The organism is Arthrobacter sp. KBS0702 (genome assembly GCF_005937985.2).
Taxonomy (GTDB): domain Bacteria; phylum Actinomycetota; class Actinomycetes; order Actinomycetales; family Micrococcaceae; genus Arthrobacter.
Window position 1 is genome coordinate 450366 of the sequence record NZ_CP042172.1, and the last position, 17196, is coordinate 467561.

At 67.8% G+C, this 17196-nt stretch carries 15 protein-coding genes; 8 read left to right on the forward strand and 7 right to left on the reverse strand.

From position 1 onward, the window contains the following. Positions 1–29: 29 nt before the first annotated feature. Positions 30–287 (forward strand): hypothetical protein, encoded by a 258-nt coding sequence (locus FFF93_RS02170; protein WP_261375260.1) that lies wholly within the window; start codon positions 30–32, stop codon positions 285–287. Between the two features lie 92 nt (positions 288–379). Here FFF93_RS02170 and FFF93_RS02175 read toward each other — a convergent pair whose 3' ends face one another. Further along, complete coding sequence (locus FFF93_RS02175) at positions 380–1081, reverse strand: DsbA family oxidoreductase (RefSeq protein WP_138767529.1); 702 nt, start codon at positions 1079–1081, stop codon at positions 380–382. A gap of 144 nt (positions 1082–1225) precedes the next feature. After that, complete coding sequence (locus FFF93_RS02180; protein ID WP_138767528.1) at positions 1226–1762, reverse strand: GNAT family N-acetyltransferase; 537 nt, start codon at positions 1760–1762, stop codon at positions 1226–1228. A gap of 153 nt (positions 1763–1915) precedes the next feature. Here FFF93_RS02180 and FFF93_RS02185 point away from each other — a divergent pair, with 153 nt between their 5' ends. Beyond that, positions 1916–3103 carry a CynX/NimT family MFS transporter gene (locus tag FFF93_RS02185; RefSeq protein WP_138767527.1) on the forward strand — a complete coding sequence of 396 codons (1188 nt, stop codon included), beginning with the start codon at positions 1916–1918 and terminating at the stop codon, positions 3101–3103. Between the two features lie 42 nt (positions 3104–3145). Here FFF93_RS02185 and map read toward each other — a convergent pair whose 3' ends face one another. Continuing rightward, complete coding sequence (map, locus tag FFF93_RS02190) at positions 3146–3928, reverse strand: type I methionyl aminopeptidase (protein WP_138767526.1); 783 nt, start codon at positions 3926–3928, stop codon at positions 3146–3148. Between the two features lie 65 nt (positions 3929–3993). Between map and FFF93_RS02195 the strand changes: the two genes are divergently transcribed. Beyond that, positions 3994–4296, forward strand: a complete 303-nt coding sequence (locus FFF93_RS02195; RefSeq protein ID WP_138767525.1) for a helix-turn-helix domain-containing protein — start codon at positions 3994–3996, stop codon at positions 4294–4296. A gap of 241 nt (positions 4297–4537) precedes the next feature. Here FFF93_RS02195 and aceB read toward each other — a convergent pair whose 3' ends face one another. After that, the gene (gene aceB / locus FFF93_RS02200; RefSeq protein WP_138767524.1) at positions 4538–6202 is read right to left on the reverse strand and encodes a malate synthase A; all 1665 of its coding nucleotides are present in this window, start codon (positions 6200–6202) and stop codon (positions 4538–4540) included. A 105-nt stretch (positions 6203–6307) separates the two neighbouring features. Then, positions 6308–7624, reverse strand: a complete 1317-nt coding sequence (aceA, locus tag FFF93_RS02205) for an isocitrate lyase (protein ID WP_138767523.1) — start codon at positions 7622–7624, stop codon at positions 6308–6310. A gap of 141 nt (positions 7625–7765) precedes the next feature. Here aceA and FFF93_RS02210 point away from each other — a divergent pair, with 141 nt between their 5' ends. From FFF93_RS02210 to FFF93_RS02220, 3 genes are all read left to right on the forward strand, one after another. Then, complete coding sequence (locus FFF93_RS02210) at positions 7766–9277, forward strand: helix-turn-helix transcriptional regulator (RefSeq protein WP_138767522.1); 1512 nt, start codon at positions 7766–7768, stop codon at positions 9275–9277. Positions 9278–9366: 89 nt separating this feature from the next. Further along, positions 9367–11115, forward strand: a complete 1749-nt coding sequence (locus FFF93_RS02215; RefSeq protein ID WP_138767521.1) for a pyruvate dehydrogenase — start codon at positions 9367–9369, stop codon at positions 11113–11115. 193 nt (positions 11116–11308) lie between these two features. Next, on the forward strand, positions 11309–12586 hold the full coding sequence (locus tag FFF93_RS02220; RefSeq protein ID WP_261375261.1) for a serpin family protein: 1278 nt from the start codon (positions 11309–11311) through the stop codon (positions 12584–12586). A gap of 127 nt (positions 12587–12713) precedes the next feature. Here FFF93_RS02220 and FFF93_RS02225 read toward each other — a convergent pair whose 3' ends face one another. Further along, the gene (locus FFF93_RS02225) at positions 12714–13577 is read right to left on the reverse strand and encodes a hydroxymethylpyrimidine/phosphomethylpyrimidine kinase (protein ID WP_138767519.1); all 864 of its coding nucleotides are present in this window, start codon (positions 13575–13577) and stop codon (positions 12714–12716) included. A 143-nt stretch (positions 13578–13720) separates the two neighbouring features. Here FFF93_RS02225 and FFF93_RS02230 point away from each other — a divergent pair, with 143 nt between their 5' ends. Both FFF93_RS02230 and FFF93_RS02235 read left to right on the forward strand, forming a co-directional pair. Further along, a complete protein-coding gene (locus FFF93_RS02230; protein WP_138767518.1) occupies positions 13721–15136 on the forward strand; it encodes an MFS transporter in 1416 nt (471 codons plus the stop codon). A 171-nt stretch (positions 15137–15307) separates the two neighbouring features. Next, a complete protein-coding gene (locus FFF93_RS02235; protein WP_138767517.1) occupies positions 15308–16003 on the forward strand; it encodes a queuosine precursor transporter in 696 nt (231 codons plus the stop codon). An 85-nt stretch (positions 16004–16088) separates the two neighbouring features. Here FFF93_RS02235 and FFF93_RS02240 read toward each other — a convergent pair whose 3' ends face one another. Further along, positions 16089–17051 carry a type IV toxin-antitoxin system AbiEi family antitoxin domain-containing protein gene (locus tag FFF93_RS02240; protein ID WP_138767516.1) on the reverse strand — a complete coding sequence of 321 codons (963 nt, stop codon included), beginning with the start codon at positions 17049–17051 and terminating at the stop codon, positions 16089–16091. Between the last annotated feature and the right edge of the window lie 145 nt (positions 17052–17196).

Consider the following 17196-nt stretch of genomic DNA (forward strand, 5'->3'; position numbering starts at 1 on the left):
GCGGGGCGCCGAAGGGGGAGGAGTTGGCAATGGATGCGAATGGCACGACGATCCGGACGTGCGGGGAACTGGCCACCGGGGATCACATCGAGGCGTGGCACAACGGCAAGCTGTTCCACCGCGGGCGGGTCACGCAGACCATCCCGCTGATGGAACTGTTCTGGATCCTGGATGCCCGGACGGGCGCCCGGAAGCTGCTCGACGTCGAAGCGCTGGACATTGTCCGGTGTGGGCCGACGTCGGGGTTCGGGGCCGGTGTCGCCGCCGGTCTGGCTCAGCCCGCCTGAAGCGCGAACGTACACTTGAGGCCCCGCGCCGGCCGCCTATCGGGGCCGCAAGTGTACGTTCGCGCAGGTGCGGGTGGGCTCAGCCCGGGGAGCTAGATGGGGCAGCCGTCCGGGCCGCATGCCCCGGCATCCGCCCCGGCGTCGGCCATCACGAGCGGGTGGCTTTCCTGCCAGGCCTGGTCTAGCGCCGCGCTGAAGGTTTCAGCGGGCTGGGCGCCCGAGAGTCCGAATTTGCGGTCGATCACGAAGAACGGCACGCCGCTGATGCCCAGGGCGCGGGCCTCCGCGAAGTCCTGCCGGACGTCGTCGGCGTATTTGTCCGAGCTGAACAGTTCCTCCAGTTCGGCGGCGCCGATCCCGAGGTCGAGGCCAAGCGCGGTGAGGTATTCGCGGCTGCCGATGTCGCGTCCGTGCTCGAAGTGGTCGCTGAGCAGCCGTTCCTTCGCCGCATCCTGCTTTCCGTGCGCCGCGGCGAGGTGGATCAGGCGGTGGGCGGTGAAGCTGTTGGCAACCACGACGGCGTCGAAGCGGTAGTTCAGGCCCTCGGCGCTGGCGAGGGACGCCACGTGCTCGAACATGCCGGCGACCTGGTCCGGGGCCATGCCCTTGCGGGTGCTCAGGTAGTCCAGCTCGGTGCCGTCGTAATGCTCCGGCAGGCCGGGGTCGAGCTGGAAGCTGCGCCACTGCACCTCGACGGCGTCGCGGTGCGGGAAGGCCGCGAGGGCGGTTTCAAAGCGGCGCTTGCCGATGTAGCACCAGGGGCAGGCCACATCGGACCAGATCTCAATCTTCATGCTGGCGACAACCCCGCCCGGGTCCGGGCCATTCCCGCAGCCCCGGCTTCATAGGCGCGAACGGACACTTGGGGCCCTTCAACCGCGCGAATAGGGGGCCCCAAGTGTCCGTTCGCGCGTGGGTGGTGCGTGCCCTGGGCGAGGTCAGGGCGCGACCGGGCGCTCCATGACGAAGTCGTGTTCCACGGTTGCGCCCAGCTTGAATGATTTCGTGCCGACTTTCCGGAAGCCGGACTTCTCATAGAACCTGATGGCGCGGGCGTTTTGGCTGTTCACCCCGAGCCAGAGCCCCGGGGCGCCCGTGTCCGCCGCCGCTGCGATGCTGGCGTGCATCAGTTCGACCGCCGCGCCGAGACCGTGGTGGTCGGGATGCACGTAGCACTTGCTCAGTTCCGTGCTCGGTCCGGGACCGAGGGCCGCGGCCACCTCGGGATCCTGCGTGCGGCGGTCCACGAGCAGGCTGTAGCCGCGGAGCTTCCCGCCCGCGTCGATCACCAGCACTGTGACGTCCGGATCCGCGAGGTAGTCGCGGAAGTTGGCTTCGCTGAGCGTGTTCGCCAGATGGGCGGCGATGTCCTCGGGCCGGGACTCCGGCGGGCAGGCGAGCGGGAAGGTGACAGCGGCGAGTTCGGCCAGTTGGCCGGCGTCGTCGGCGGTGGCCTTCCGGATGAGGTGCGTCATGCCAAAACCCTAGTCCGCCGCCCGCGGGGGCAGGCCTTCGTGAAGCGCGGTCCGTCATGTTCCAAAGGTGCCGCCCGGGCCGCGGCGTCGCGTGATAGCAATGGGACTGATGAAAACATATTTCTGCCCGGCCACCGGGCCGCGGAACGCCGGATGAGCGCCCTGGCGAAAAGTCCGCGCGGCTGGCTGCTGATGATTGCGATCGGACTGATCGCCCTCAACATGCGCGGCCCGTTCGTCGCGGTCGCGCCCGTGGTGGGCGACATGCGGCGCGACCTGGGCTTCTCGCCGGTGGAAATCGGCTTCCTGACCGGCATCCCGGTGCTCTGCTTTGCGCTCGCCGCGCCGCTGGCGTCGCTGACCGGCCGCAAGCTGGGCCCGGAGTTCGCCATCACCCTCACCCTGCTGGGCGTACTCCTCGGCGTTGTGGTCCGTTCCGCGGGCGGCGGGGCGCTCGTGATGCTCGGCACCGTGATTCTGGGTGTCGCGATCACGATCGGCAACATCGTGGTCCCGCTGATCATCCGGCGTGACTTCAGCCCGTCACAGCAGGGAGCCGCCATGGGCACCTACACCGCGGCGCTGAACATCGGGTCCTTTGCCACGTCGATGATGACGGCGCCGTTGGCAGAGCTGCTTGGCTGGCGTCCGGCGATCGCGGCGTGCGCGCTCTTCGCCGTCGCGGCCGCCGCTGTGTGGGTGCTGGCTGTCGGGGCCCGCTCCTTTCGGCCCGAGGCGATCCCGGGGACCGATCCCACCCGGGCGGCGGCACGGCCGGCGTCGCGCTGGATTACCGTGGCGCTGACCGCGGGTTTCGCCGGCCAGGCCTTCTCCTACTACGGCGTGACCGCGTGGCTTCCCAGCCTGCTCGGCGACGAACTGGGCCTGGCGCCGTCGGCGGCCGGGGCCGGATCCTCGCTGTTCCAGATCCTGGCGATCGCTGGCGGCCTGGGCGTGCCGCTCGCGGCGCGCTTCGCCAGCACGACGGCGGTCGGCCTCACCCTGGGGGCGCTGTGGCTGACGGTGCCCGTGGGTCTGCTGCTGGCCCCCCAGCTGTGGTGGCTGTGGTCATCTTTCGGCGGGGTGGCGCAGGGCGGCGGCATCACCTTGATTTTCATTGCGATCATCCGGCTGGCCCGCGACCAGGCCTCGGCGGGCCGGATGTCCGCCGTCGTCCAGGGCGCGGGCTACAGTTTCGGCGCCGTGGCCCCCACGCTGCTGGGCTACGTGCACGGTATCTCGGACTCGTGGACCGGGCCGCTGCTGATGATCCTCGGCTCCGTGGCGCTGTTTATCCTCGGCTGTGCGCTGTCCCTGCGCCACATCCCGAAGCCGCACTAGCCGCACCAAGGAGCGGTTCCGCGCCGGTCCAGGGCTCCCGTGTCACGGGTGCGGCCGCGTAGGCAGGGTGAGGATTTCGGCTCCGTCGTCGGTGATGGCGATCGTGTGCTCGCTGTGTGCGGTCCGGCAGCCGGTGGCACTGCGGAGTGTCCACCCGTCGTCGTCGGTGATGAGTTCCGCGGTGTTGGCCATGACCCATGGCTCCAGGGCGAGCAGCAGTCCGGGACGTAGCGTGTAGCCGCGGCCGGGCCGTCCGGTGTTGGGAACGTGTGGGTCCTGGTGCATCGTTGATCCGATGCCGTGTCCCCCGAACTCGGTATTGATCGGGTACCCCGCCGCACTGAGGACCGACCCAATGGCATGGGAGATATCGCCGATTCGGGCCCCGGGCACGGCAGCCGCTATCCCTGCGCTCAAGGCGCGCTCGGTCGCGTCGATCATGGCGACGCTTTCGCGGGGCTTTGATGCGCCCACGATGAAGCTGATGGCAGAGTCTGCCGCGACGCCGTTCTTGCCGACGGCGAGGTCGAGGGTCAGCAGGTCGCCGTCGGCCAGGGTGTAGTCGCGCGGCAGTCCGTGGAGCACGGCGTCGTTGACGGCCGTGCAGATGTAGTGTCCGAACGGCCCGCGTCCGAAGGCAGGCTCGTAATCGACGTAGCAGGACTGCGCGCCGGCCTCGGCAATCATGGTCGCCGCCCACCGGTCGACGTCAAGGAGATTCGTGCCGACGGTACTCCGTGACTTGAGGGACTGCAGGATGTCGGCGACGAGGGCGCCGGTTTCTTTTGCCCGGGCCAGTTCGGCCGGGGTCAGGATCTCAATCATGCGGGCCTTCCACTGGTTTCCAATAACTATACCGGCCATATTATCCCGGTACTATAATCGGAGCCATGGTCAGGTTGCCCCTTACATTCGAAGAGGTCGAGCGCGGACAGCGGCTCGGCGCCCTGTTGCGCCGCGCGCGGGGAGAGCGCTCCATGCTCGAGACCGCCCTGGCGGCGCGAGTTTCACCCGAGACCCTTCGGAAAATCGAGACGGGCCGGGTCGCGACGCCGGCATTCCCCACCATTGCTGCCATCGCCGACGTCCTGGGCCTGTCCCTCGACGAGGTGTGGGGCGAGATCAGCCGGCCCGATCGTGGCGTTGAACGGCCCGGCCCTGACCACGCCGGACCACAACGGTTGGCCTCGTAGACCCCAAAAGCGCGAACGGACACTTGAGGCCCATGTTTGGGAGAAAACATGGGCCTCAAGTGTCCGTTCGCGCGCCGGTGACGGGTGACGTGTGACCGGTGTCGGGTGACGAGTGTTCCGTTGCCGGGCTCCCGCCCCGGATCTCGGGGAGCCTGTTGCGAAGGGCATGGAAGCCCGGCGGACGGAATTCTGGAGGGCCGGGACCGGGTGCCGGAGCGGCGCCCGGTCCCGGGCGGGGCGGCTAGGCCGCCACGAGGTCGGCGGCGTTGATGGCGTTGTCGGCGCCGCCGCGGGCTTCGTGCAGGTAGCGGTCGTAGGCCGGCAGGGTCAGGAAGGCAGGGAACTCGTTGCTGAGCGTGACTTCCTCGAAGATGTCCCGGGCGTCGGCGAAGCGGTCGCCCTCGAAGCGTTCCAGCTTCGCGAACTCCTCGTCCAGCATGTCTTCGACCCATTCGTGCGTGATCACATCGCCCGCGTCGGTGATGGCCCGGGCGAAGATCCACTGCCACAGCTGCGAGCGGGAGATCTCCGCGGTGGCGGCGTCCTCCATCAGGTTGTGGATGGCGACCGCGCCGTTGCCGCGGAGCCAGGACTCGATGTAGCGGATGCCCACCTCGATGTTGATCCGCACGCCCCGCTCGGTGATGGTGCCGGTGGTGGAGGCGATGTCGATCAGGGCGCGGTCATCGGGGGTGACGTCCTCGCGGAGCCGGTCCAACTGGTGCGGGCGGTCGCCCAGGACGCCGTCGAACACCTCGCGGCAGACCGGCACCAGGTCCGGGTGCGCCACCCAGGAGCCGTCGAAGCCGTCGGCGGCATCGCGGGTCTTGTCGGCACGGACCTTCTCCAGCGCGATGGCGTTGGCCGCCTCGTCCTTGCGGTTGGGAACGGCCGCGGCCATCCCGCCGATCGCCATGGCGCCGCGCTTGTGGCAGGCGCGCACCAGCTGTTCGGTGTAGGCCCGCATGAACGGCTGGGTCATGGTGACTTGGTCACGGTCCGGCAGGACGAACCGCGGGCCGCGGGTCCGGAAGTTCTTGATCAGGGAGAAGATGTAGTCCCAGCGGCCGGCGTTCAGCCCTGCGGCGTGCTCGCGCAGTTCGTAGAGGATCTCCTCCATCTCGAACGCGGCGGTGATGGTCTCGATCAGCACCGTGGCGCGGATGGTGCCCTGCGGGATGCCCAGCAGGTCCTGGGCCAGGATGAAGATGTCGTTCCAGAGGCGGGCCTCGAGGTGGTTCTCGATCTTCGGCAGGTAGAAGTAGGGGCCCTTGCCCTGGGCGATCAGGCGGCGGGCGTTATGGTAGAAGTACAGCCCGAAGTCCACAATGCCGCCGGCCACCGGCACGCCGTCGATCAGCATGTGCTTCTCCGGCAGGTGCCAGCCGCGGGGGCGGACCACGATGGTGGGCAGCTCCTCGGCGGGACGCAGCTTGTACTCCTTGCCCTCGGGAGAAGTGAAGTCGATCCGGCGCTCCAGGACGTCGGTGAGGTTCAGCTGGCCCTGGATGACGTTGCGCCACGACGGGGTGGAGGCGTCTTCCATGTCCGCGAGCCAGACCTTGGCGCCGGAGTTCAGCGCGTTGACGGCCATCTTCTTGTCCACCGGGCCGGTGATCTCGACGCGGCGGTCAGTCAGGCCCGGCGCCGGGGGAGCGACGCGCCACTCGGGGTCGTTGCGGATGGATTCGGTCTCGGGGAGGAAGTGCGGGTCCTGGCCCCTGGTGATCTGCTGCCGGCGTTCGCGGCGCGCCTGCAGCAGCTCCAGCCGTCGTCCCGCCGTCGCCGTGTGCAACTTGGCCACAAACGCCAGTGCGTCCGGCGTCAGAACCTCGCTCTGTCGGCAAATCGGCTGGGCCGTCAACGTAATCCCGTTGATCGTGAAGTTGTCAGTGAAGCTGTTCATGGGGTGCTCCTTGGAAAGTCCGCCGTTGCCCTATCACTTCCGGTCCCTCTGAGGGGTCCTTAGCGGCGTTAAGTGATAGGGCAACGGGCGGGTAAAGCCGGGGGATTAGTGGAACTGGCCCTCTTCTGTGGATCCCACAAGAGCCAAAGTGGATGCGTTCGGGTTGAGCGCGGTGGCGATGTCGTCGAAGTAGCCGGTGCCGACTTCGCGCTGGTGCTTGGTGGCGGTGTAGCCGCGTGCTTCGGAGGCGAATTCCTTCTCCTGCAGCTCGACGTAGGCGCTCATGCCCTCCCGGGCGTAGCCGTGGGCGAGGTCGAACATCGAGTAGTTCAGGGCGTGGAAGCCGGCCAGGGTGATGAACTGGAAGGTGAAGCCCATGGCGCCGAGTTCGCGCTGGAACTTCGCGATCGTGGCGTCGTCGAGGTGCTTGCGCCAGTTGAACGACGGCGAGCAGTTGTAGGAGAGCATCTGGTCCGGGAACTCGGCCTTGACCGATTCGGCGAACTTGCGGGCCAGTTCCAGGTCCGGGGTGCCGGTCTCCATCCAGATCAGGTCGGAGTACGGTGCGTAGGCCTTGGCGCGGGCGATGCAGGGTTCGATCCCGTTGCGGACCTTGTAGAAGCCCTCGGGGGTCCGCTCGCCCGTGATGAATTCCTGGTCGCGCTCGTCGACGTCGGAGGTGATCAGGGTGGCCGCCTCGGCATCGGTGCGGGCGATGATCACCGACGGCGTGCCGGCGACGTCGGCCGCGAGGCGGGCGGCGTTCAGCGTGCGGACGTGCTGCTGGGTGGGGATCAGGACCTTGCCGCCGAGGTGGCCGCACTTCTTCTCCGAGGCGAGCTGGTCTTCCCAGTGCACGCCCGAGGCGCCGGCCTGGATCATGGACTTCATCAGCTCGTAGGCGTTCAGCGGACCGCCGAAGCCGGCCTCGGCGTCGGCGACGATCGGGACCATCCAGTCCTCGACGGTCTGGATGCCCTCGGAGAACTCGATCTGGTCCGCGCGGAGCAGCGCGTTGTTGATGCGGCGGACCACCGTGGGGACCGAGTTGGCCGGGTACAGCGACTGGTCCGGGTAGGTGTGGCCGGAGTTGTTGGCGTCGGCGGCAACCTGCCAGCCGGAGAGGTAGATGGCGCGCAGCCCGGCCTTGACCTGCTGCACGGCCTGGTTGCCGGTCAGGGCGCCGAGGGCATTGGTGTACTTGCCCTCCTTGTGCTCCTCGGTGAGCTGCTTCCACAGCTTCTCCGAGCCGCGGCGGGCCAGGGTGTGTTCCTCGGAGACCCGGCCGCGGAGACGGACGACGTCGGACGCCGAGTAGTCCCGAGTGACACCTTCCCAGCGGGGGTTGGCGGCCCACTCGAGCTCCAGGGCGGCGGCCTGCTCTTCGGGCGTCTGCTGGGTGGGCTCAAATGCTGCAGTCATCTTTGTCTCCTTGGTGGGTCCGGGGCCGGCGGCTCCGCTTCCCTGCGGGTTGCGCCGGCTGGTCCGGGGTTGTGAATCTTTCTGTGAGATCTACTTTTCTTCAGTTTCAAGGGGCTTTCTAGGGGGAATGTCTGGAAAGAAATGCACTTCTTCCCGTATTCTCAAGAAATGCATCCGAGCAGCTGGAACCGCCAGGCAATATCCCCCGCCGTCCCCGCCGAACCTGAGGTGGACGTCATCAGCATGGGCCGGAGGGTCCGGCACCTGCGCAAGGCGGCAGGGCTCACGCTCGATGACCTCAGCGCCGCCGTCGGAACCGCCCCGAGCCAGCTGAGCCTGATCGAGAACGGCAAGCGCGAGCCGAAACTCGGCCTGCTGCAGCAACTGGCCGGCGCGCTCGGTGTCAGCATCGACGAACTGCTGGGCGCGGAACCGCCGAACCGCCGCGCGGCCCTGGAAATCGAGCTGGAACGCTACCAGCGCAGTCCCCTCTACGAGTCGCTGAATCTGCCCAAGATCCGTATCAGTTCGCGGCTTCCCATGGACGTGCTGGAGTCCATGGTGGGGCTGCAGCATGAGCTGGAGCGCCGGCTCAATGAGCAGGTCGCCACGCCGGAGGAGGCGCGCCGCGCGAACGGTGAACTGCGGGCCATGATGCGCGAGCGCAACAACTACTTCCCGGAGTACGAGGCGGAGGCCCAGAAGGTCCTGGCGTCGGTGGGCCACACCTCCGGTCCGCTGTCCCACCACGTGATCGCGGATATCGCCGGGCACCTCGGGTTCAGCCTGCACCACGTCGGCGACCTGCCGCACTCCACCCGCTCGGTGACGGACCTGAAGAACCGCCGAATTTATCTCACGCAGAACGCCCGGAGCGACCACGACCCCCGTTCGGTGCTGCTGCAGGCCCTCGGCCACTACGTCCTGGGCCACCAGACACCCACCAACTACGGCGACTTCCTGATGCAGCGCGTCGCCACGAACTACTTTGCCGCCGCGCTGCTCCTGCCGGAGCAGGCCACCGTGGAGTTCCTCCAAAAGGCCAAGGCGGCCAAGGAGATCGCGGTGGAGGACATCCGGGACGCGTTCGCCGTGTCCTACGAGACCGCGGCGCACCGCTTCACGAACCTCGCCACCCAGCACCTGGACCTGCGCACGCACTTCCAGAAGACGCACAAGAGCGGCATCATCTACAAGGCCTATGAGAACGACGGCGTGACGTTCCCGCAGGACCACACCGGCGCCATCGAGGGCCAGCCCTCGTGCAAAAACTGGACGTCCCGCGTGGTGTTCGACGTGCCGGACAAATTCAGCGCCTACAACCAGTACACGGACACGCCCGCCGGGACCTACTGGTGCACGGCCCGGACCGAACGCTCCGCGAACGGCGAGTTCTCGCTCTCCGTGGGCGTGCCGTACGCGCAGGTCAAGTGGTTCCGAGGCCGCGACACCACGGAGCGGTCCAAGTCGACCTGCCCGGACGAGAGCTGCTGCAAGCGCCCGCCGGCCGCCCTGGCCTCGGAGTGGGCCGGCAACGCGTGGCCCTCGGCCCGCGCCCACTCGCACCTGCTGGCCGCCATGCCACCCGGAGCCTTCCCCGGCGTGGACGAGACCGAGGTCTACTCCTTCCTGCAGGCCCACTCGGGGAGCTGACCGGTCCGGTTTCCTGGACGGGCCCGGAGCTCAGCGGACTATATTGGCCAGTGTCAGCACATCGATCCACCTCGCGGGAGCGTGCACCCATGGCCAAGGAACTTGCCACCCAGCTTGTCGAACAACTCCAGGCTGCCGGCGTGCAGCGGATTTACGGGATCGTCGGCGACAGCCTGAATCCGATCGTCGACGCCGTCCGCAAGACCGGCGGCGCTGCGAAGGGCGGGCTCGACTGGATCCACGTCCGGCATGAGGAGGCGGCCGCGTTCGCCGCCGCGGCCGAAGCCCAGCTGACCGGCAGGCTCGCGGTCTGCGCCGGGTCCTGCGGGCCCGGGAACCTGCACCTGATCAACGGCCTGTACGACGCCAACCGCTCCGGCGCCCCGGTGCTCGCCATCGCCTCGCATATCCCCAGCAAGCAGATCGGCAGCAGCTTCTTCCAGGAAACCCACCCGGACCGGCTCTTCAACGAGTGCTCGGTCTACTCCGAACTCATCAGCACGGCCGAGCAGGCGCCGCGGGTGATGCACAGCGCCATCCAGCACGCCGTCGCACTTCGCGGCGTGGCCGTCGTGACGCTGCCCGGCGACATCGCGGGGCTGGAGGCGACCGCCGAAACCCCGGCGCCGGCAGCCTTCCGGCCGGCCGCGCTGGTGCCTGACCCGGCCAGCGTGCGGGAACTTGCGGATGCCATCAACGACGCCGGCAAGGTCGCCATCTTCGCCGGGGCCGGCGTCGACGGCGCGCATGACGAGGTGATCGCGCTCGCCGAACTCCTCGCCGCGCCGATCGGACACTCGCTGCGCGGCAAGGACTTCATGCAGTACGACAACCCCTACGACATCGGCATGACCGGGCTGCTCGGTTACGGTGCCGCCGCCGAGGGGATCGAGGATGCGGACCTGCTGATCCTGCTCGGCACCGACTTCCCCTATGAGCAGTTCCTCCCTGGGACGCGGACGGCCCAGGTGGACCGGGCGGCGCAGAACCTGGGCCGGCGGACCGACGTCGACGTCGCCGTCCATGGCGACGTGCTGCCGACGCTGGCCGCGCTGATGCCGTTGCTGAAGCCGAAGAAGAGCCGCCGTTTCCTCGACGCGATGCTCAAGAAGCACGACCGGCTGATGAACAAGGCCGTCGGTGCGTACACCCGCAAGGTCGAAAAGACCCAGCCGATCCACCCCGAGTACGCGGCCTCGCTACTCGACCAGATTGCCGCTGAGGATGCGGTCTTCACGGCGGACACGGGTATGTGCAACGTGTGGACGGCCCGGTACATCAACCCGCTGGGCACCCGCCGGCTGATCGGCTCCTACCTGCACGGCTCCATGGCCAACGCGCTGCCGCACGCGATCGGCGCCCAGCTGGCCTACCCGGGACGCCAGGTGGTCTCGGTTTCCGGCGACGGCGGCCTGTCGATGCTGCTGGGGGAGCTGATCACGGTCGCCGCGCACCGGCTTCCGGTCAACGTGGTGGTTTTCAATAACTCCACGCTGGGCATGGTCAAGCTGGAGATGCTGGTGGACGGGCTCCCGGATTTCGGTGTGGACGTGCCGGATGCCAACTACGCGGAGGTTGCCCGGGCCCTCGGTTTCCATGCCGTCCGCGTGACCGACCCGGCGAAGATCGAGGCCGCCTACCGGGAGGCGTTCGCGCACCCGGGGCCCTCCCTGGTGGAGCTCATCACGGACCCCAAGGCGCTCTCGATCCCGCCGAAGATCAAGGGTGCGCAGATCCTGGGCTTCGCCACGGCAATGTCCAAGGTGGTGCTCAACCGGGGCGCCGGTGAGGCCGTGAGCATGGCCCGCAGCAACCTGCGCAACATCCCGCGGCGCTGACCCTGCCGCCGTGCCGCCGTTTCGACGGTTCCGTGCGGGTTCGACGTCGGGACGCATCGATCGGGCAGGGAACCGTCGAAACGGCCAAAGGGGGTGGCGCGGACGAGCACCCGCTGGTTGACTGGCCCTGGGCGGGATCTCCGCCATCTGACGCTGTCGTCCGGACCTTGGGGGCGCGATGAAGCACAATGGGTTGGCAAGGATCGTAGCGGCCGTCGCCGCCGTGGCGCTGTCATTGACCGCGTGCTCGGCTTCGCCTCCGGCGCTGCGGAAGGCCGACGGGTTCGATCGAGTGGCGGCCGACCGGGCCGCCTACCCGGCCGAGCTGGACCAGCTCCGGGCATCAGCGCGGAAACTGGGCGCCGCTCTCCTCGCAGACGGCGGGGATGCGGGCAACGGGAACGTGGTTTCGTCCCCGGGCAGCCTGCTGGTCGCCTTGGCCATGCTGCGGGCCGGCGCGTCGGGGGACACGGCTGCAGAGATCGACGGCGCCCTGGGCCTCCCCGCGCAACACCGGGATGATGCCATGAACGCAGCGCTCGCGTCCTTGGAGGCATTCGACGGCGACCCTGGCTCGGTGGACGAAAAGAACCTTCCGGCCCGCCCGCTCCTGCACACCGCGAACGGCCTGTTCGTGGACAAGGGCGTGCCCACCGGGGAGGCATACCTGCGGTCGCTGGCACTGTACTACGGGACGGGCGTGTACCCGGTGGACTTCCAGGATGAGGGCGCCACCAAACCGGCGATCGACGCATGGGTGAACAAGAACACCGGTGGCAGGGTCAAGAAAGCGCCGGCGGAGTACAGCAGAGACAACACCTTCAGCCTGCTCAACTCGGTGTACTTCGCCTCGGCGTGGAAGGTCCCCTTCGACCCGAAGGACACAGCCGATCGCCCCTTCACGACGGCGGCCGGCGGGCAGGTCTCCGTCCCCACCATGTCCAGCACCCAGGACCTCGCATCAGTCCGCGGGAGCAGCTGGCAGGCTGTGGACCTACCCTACGCCGAGGGTTTCGTGATGCGGCTGGTGCTGCCCGACGAGGGTGCCGCCATGCCCGGCCCGCAGACCATGGCAGACGCCGCAAGCGCTCTGGCGGCGGCGGCTCCGGCCCCGACCCAGGTCTTCCTGCCGAGGTGGGACCACAAGACGGGCTTCGAGCTGCGGAAGGTCTTCGCACGCCTGGGGCTGCAGGAAATGCTGCAAACCGAGACGGACTTCGACTGGATCCAGCCCGGCCTCCAGATCACGCAGGCCAGCCAGTTCGTCAACATCACCGTGGCAGAAAAGGGCACGATTGCGGCCGCCGCGACCCAGATCAATGGCCAGGCCGTGAGCGGCGCGGTGCGGACGAAGTCGATCCGGTTCGACCGGCCGTTCCAATACGAGATCGTGCACGTCGAGACCGGCCTGCCGGTGTTCATGGGCAGGGTCTCGGACCCCAGCCAGGCAGGCCCCCCGCCGTCGAGGTAGTAGCCCCCGAATCCGCAGTCCTGGCCGCGGCGCGCCCGGCCGTTTCGATGGTTCCGTGCCGGTTCGATGCCACGCGCCATCGAGTGCGCAGGGAACCGTCGAAACGGAGGGCCTGGCCCCGGAACTGCTAGCGCGGGCCGCCCTGCCAGAGCGCGTCGAACGGGGCGCCCGAAGCCACCCGGTTCCGGATCCCCGCGGTGACAAAGTCCTTCGCCGTGCGGGCGGCCTCCAGCGGCGTCGCGCCCTTGGCCAGCTCCGCCGTCACCGCGGCGGCCAGCGAGCAGCCCGCGCCGGAGACGGCCACGTCGCCCACCTTCGGGGCCGACAGGACTTCCAGCGTCTCGCCGTCGTAGTAGACATCGACGGCGTCCGGCCCGGCCAGGCGCACACCGCCCTTGGCCAGCACGGCGGCACCGCTGAGCTCGTGGATACGGACGGCCGCGGCCTTGAGCGATTCGACGTCGGTGATTTCCAGCCCGGAAAGCGATTCGGCCTCGAAATGGTTCGGCGTGACGAACGTGGCCAGCGGCAGGATCAGCGCCTTGAGCGCCTGGTCGGTGTCCAGGGCATGGCCCGGCTCCTGGCCCTTGCAGATCAGCACCGGGTCCAGCACCACGTTCCTGAACGCGGAGTCGGCCAGCGCCGACGCCACCGTGGAGATCGTCGCCGGGCTGCCCAGCATGCCGATCTTCACGGTGTCCAGCACGGACGGCGCGCCGGACGCGGCGCCGTACGCCGCCGTCGTCGCCTCCAACTGGTCGGCGATGACCTGTTGGTCCACGGGGACGAAGCGGTGGTTCCAGCTGTCCTTCGGATCGAAGGACACGATGCACGTCAGGTTCGCGATGCCGAAGACTCCCAGTTCCTGGAAGGTCTTCAGGTCAGCCTGCGCGCCGGCCCCGCCGGTGGCCTCGGATCCGGCGATGGTCAGGGCGACGGCGGGGTAAGCGCTGGCGTCGGAGGTCACGTTTTCCACGGCGTAAGAAGTCATGGACCCCATCCTGCCATTCGAGGAAAACCGGCCGCATTGTGCTTATGACCAATATGACCAAAACCCAAGTGTTCCGGATCACGGGGACTAAGGTGGCGGACGGTGTTGCTCCCTTGCGATGCCGGATCCAGGAAGGTTCATTGATGAGCACCCAACTGTCCGAAGCGGCCCAGACCCGGAAAGCCGTCGGCAACATCCTCAAAGGCTCGGCCGGCAACCTCGTCGAGTGGTACGACCTCTACGTCTACACAGTCTTTGCGGCGTATTTCCAGTCGCACTTCTTCAACTCCAAGGACGATCTGCAGGCCGGGCTCGAAGCGATGGCGGTCTTCTCGACGTCGTTCCTGATGCGCCCCATCGGCGCCTGGTTCTTCGGCCGCTACGCCGATCGCAAGGGTCGCAAGGCCGCCCTGACCCTGAGCGTGACCATGATGTCCGCTGGTTCCTTTGCGATCGCCATCCTGCCCACGCAGCAGCAAATCGGCCTGTGGGCGATGATCCTGCTGGTGATCATCCGCGTGATCCAGGGCTTCTCGGTGGGCGGCGAATACGGCACCAGCGCCACCTACATGTCCGAGGCCGCCACCACCAAGCGCCGCGGCTTCTTCTCCAGCTTCCAGTACGTCACGCTGATCGGCGGCCAGATGCTGGCCCTGCTGGTCCTGGTGGTCCTGCAGAACGTGATGCCCAAGGGCGACCTGGGCGAATGGGGATGGCGGATCCCGTTCGCGATCGGCGGCGTCGCGGCCCTCGTGGTCCTGTGGCTGCGGCGCTCCATGGAGGAGACCGTTTCGGCCGAACAGATCGAGGCAGCCAAGGCCCCGGCAGTGGCCGGCGAAGCTCAGCCGGGAACCATGAAGCTGCTGTTCACCAGCTACTGGAAGCCGCTGCTGATTTGCATCGGCATCACGCTCGGCGGCACGGTGGCGTTCTACACGTACACCAACTTCATCCTGAAGTTCATGAATGACACCTCGGGCATCGCCAAGACCGACACCTCGGTGATCAACTTCTGGGCTCTGTTCATCTTCATGCTGCTGCAGCCGGTCTACGGCATCATCTCCGACAAGGTGGGCCGCAAGCCGCTGCTGCTCTGGTTCGGCATCACCGGCGTCCTGTTCACCTGGCCGCTGCTCTCCGCCCTGGCCGGCACCAAGGATCCGCTCACGGCGTTCCTGCTGATGATGGGCGGGCTGCTGATTGTCGGCGGCTACACCTCGATCAACGCCCTCGTGAAGGCCGAGCTGTTCCCCGCGTCCATCCGCGCCCTCGGCGTCGGCCTGGGCTACGCGATCGCCAACTCGCTCTTCGGCGGCACCGTCCCCCTGATCGGCGCGGCGCTGCAGAAGGCCGGCCAGGAGGAGCTGTTCTTCACGTACGTCACGGTGGCCATTGCGATCTCCCTGGTGATCTACATCTTCGCGCTGAAGAACAAGAAGGCCACGCACCTGGATCACGAACAGGGCCACGCCTGGGAGCCCGCCGACGCCGGCCTCGCCGCGGGCGCCCCTGGCCGCGAGGAAGACGACAAGAATCTCATCGACGCCTCGCGCCGGTAGGGTTCCGGGGGCCCTCCTGGCGCCGTTTCGACGGTTCCCTGCCCATTCGACGCTACGCAGCGTCTTGCACGCAGGGAACCGTCGAAGTGGCGCACCTAACGCGGGTACCGGCCGTCCCCGGTCTTTCGCGCGAACCCGGCTGCCGCGCGAACCACTACGAATGGAACACCCATGACTACCGCCAAGACCTTCGAGGCTGCCGCCCCGCCGAAGTTCGCCTCCATCGGGTCGCCGTACTTCGGCATCATGCTGGCTGTCATGGCCGTGGTGCTGATCCTGTCCAACATCGGCGCGTCCAAGGGCGTGGAAATCGGCCCGATCGTCACCGACGGCGGGTTCTTCCTCTTCCCGCTGGCCTACATCCTGGGCGACGTCATCAGCGAGGTCTACGGCTTCAAGGTCGCGCGCAAGGCCATTGTGACCAGCTTCGCGCTGTCCGTCTTCGCGTCCCTCTGCTACTGGATCATCATCGTTCTTCCCGGCTTCGACGACGAGTACGGCGCCGCCAAGCAGTCCGCGCTGGAAGGCGCCCTGGGCCCGGTCCCGCAGATCGTGCTCGCCTCGATGCTGGCCTTCCTGGCGGGCCAGACGATCAACTCCTGGATCCTCGTCAAGATGAAGGCCCGGACCGGTGAAAATTCACTGTGGGCCCGGCTGATGGGGTCCTCCGGCGTGGGTGAATTTGTGGACACCCTGATCTTCTGCAGCATCGCCGCCTCCGTCATCGGCATTACCGACGCCGCGATGTTCGTCAACTATGTCCTCGTCGGCTTTCTCTACAAGACCCTCGTGGAGTTCGCCTTCATGCCGCTGACCACGCTCGCCATCGGGTGGGTCAAGAAGCGCGAGCCCAGCTACGGGGCGTAAGCCCGACGCGCGGTTCGCGTCCGCCCGTGGGGCTGCACCGCACACCGTTTCGACGCTTCCGTGCCCACTCGACGCTAGGAAGCGTCTAGCCGGCAGCGGACCGTCGAAACGGCACGGAACTGGCCCCGGCGCCGCGGTTCAACGCCCGGAGGACCCGGTACTTGAACGCGACCTCATTAAACAGGTCCTTCCACTCGACGCGGATGAACGTCCAGCCCTGTTCCATCAGCGCCTTCTCGCGGCGCCGCTCGGCGAAAACGACGTCGCTCGTGGGCCGGTAGTCGAAGTACTTGGTCCTGCCGTCGAACTCCAGGGCCACCTTGCGCTCCGGCCACGCCAGATCCAGCCGGTGCTCCCCGAGCGGGGTGCGGACGACATACTGCAGCTGGGGTGGAGTGATCCCGATCCGGTCCAGCAGCTCCCTCGTAAGGCTCTCCCCGGCTGATTCGGAGCGAGGATCGGCCAACTCGAGGGCGCGGCGCAGTGCCACGACTCCGTTTCGTCCGGCCAGAGCGGCACACTGGGCGCGGATCGTGCCGAGGTCCGCACCCATCCGCGCCGCATGATCGACCAAGATCACGGCCTGCCGCACGGTGAACATCAGGCAGCAATCCACAACCGTGCGCTCCAGCGACGTGCAGGGCAGCCCGTCGACAAAGCAGATCTCGCGACTGGCCAGGGACCGCGTGTGCGCCACGACATCGCGCCCGTGTGAAATCGGGGAGGGGCAACCACTCTGGGTGAGGTGCACGCGGTCATCGACCTTCCAGAGCTGCAGTCCCTGAAGGCTGGCACCCGAGACATGGCTGTAAACGAACGCTCCCACCGACGTCGTCAGCGTTCCGAGGGCATGCGCCGCGATCAGCTGCCGGCGTCGGGAGGCGGCGTCCAAACCACGCCACCAGTCGCCGCGGGCGTAGCAACCGCGGCGCAGCCGGACGAGGTCAGCCCGCTGGACCAGGCGGGCGATGGCCCGGGAATTGTGTCCGGACGCCAGCAGCTCGTCCGTGCGCCAGAGATTGGGGGCTGCTGGGAGCTCAAGGTGCATGGGACCAGCTTCAGCCGCCCGCCCAGCGACTGCCCAGACAGGGACCCGGATATGTGGACAACGCCGTTTCGACGGTTCCGTGCGGGACCGACGCCGGCTGGCATCGAGTACGCGGGGAACCGTCGAAACGGCGAAGGGGCGGCCC